Annotated in this window: 3 protein-coding genes; all 3 read left to right on the forward strand. The window is 47.3% G+C overall.

The window, feature by feature from the left end:
- The coding region (locus tag R7Z50_RS25150) for a cupin domain-containing protein (protein WP_318149442.1) at positions 1-338 on the forward strand (338 nt) is incomplete at its 5' end.
- Positions 339-373: 35 nt separating this feature from the next.
- Positions 374-508 (forward strand): hypothetical protein, encoded by a 135-nt coding sequence (locus R7Z50_RS25155; RefSeq protein ID WP_257881716.1) that lies wholly within the window; start codon positions 374-376, stop codon positions 506-508.
- A gap of 58 nt (positions 509-566) precedes the next feature.
- The coding region (locus tag R7Z50_RS25160; RefSeq protein WP_318149443.1) for a carboxymuconolactone decarboxylase family protein at positions 567-972 on the forward strand (406 nt) is incomplete at its 3' end.

The following is a 972-nucleotide window of genomic DNA, read 5'->3' on the forward strand; positions in this document are numbered from 1 at the left end:
TTACGGGGACAAGCTACTTGGCGTTGCTCAACCAACCGGGGCTGATCGTAGCAAATGTGACGTTTGAACCGGGCTGCCGTAATTTTTGGCACATTCATCACGAAGGCGGACAAATCTTGCTCGTGACGGGAGGCCGCGGGTGGTATCAAGAATTTGGTCAGTCAGCGCAAGCGCTCAACGTGGGCGACGTCGTGCATATTGCACCTGGCACTAAGCATTGGCACGGCGCAGCTAAAGATAGCTGGTTTTCACATGTAGCAATAGAAATACCCGCTGAAGGAGCAAGCAATGAGTGGTGTGAACCCGTGACGGACGAAGAGTACGCAGAGCTTGGCTAATTGAACGCTAACTTAAGGACGTCGGAGATCTGACAATGACAGGCAAGCCAAGTAAATATCAAACTTACATGAGCGTAAAGATTGCGCTTATTGGTGTCGCTTTTATGGCTCTTCTAGTCGCTTCGGCGCGTGGTCAACCAACGGAAGGTTCTGACGATGATCGCAATTAAAACTTCAATCAAGTCCATATTAATTTGGGTACTGACTATGACAACGATATCCGCTGTTATGCCTGCTTTTGCAACAGATAAATTGAGTAATAAAGAACGAGCCATCGTTCCAATCGCGGCTTTCACCGCAAGCGGTGACGTAGAAAAACTCAAGATTAGCCTGAATGATGGTTTAGAAAGCGGCTTAACGATCAATGAGATTAAAGAAGTTCTCGCTCAACTATACGCCTACGCAGGTTTTCCCCGCAGTTTGAATGGATTGGCTGCTTTTATGGATGTTGTTGAAGTGCGCAAAAATCGTGGTATTACCGACATATCAGGGCGTGAATCGACGCCGTTGACGGCAGATAAAAGCAGCTTAGAGCTAGGCAGTCAGAACCAAACAACGCTGGTCGGTATGCAAGTCAAAGGCCCGCTGTTCGATTTTTCACCTCAAATAGATCAGTACTTAAAAGCCCATTTGT

This window comes from Vibrio sp. 1249-1 (genome assembly GCF_033340495.1).

Excerpts from the sequence above, each read along its gene's own strand:
- R7Z50_RS25155 (WP_257881716.1), top strand. The coding sequence starts at position 374 with ATGACAGGCAAGCCAAGTAAATATCAAACTTACATGAGCGTAAAGATT.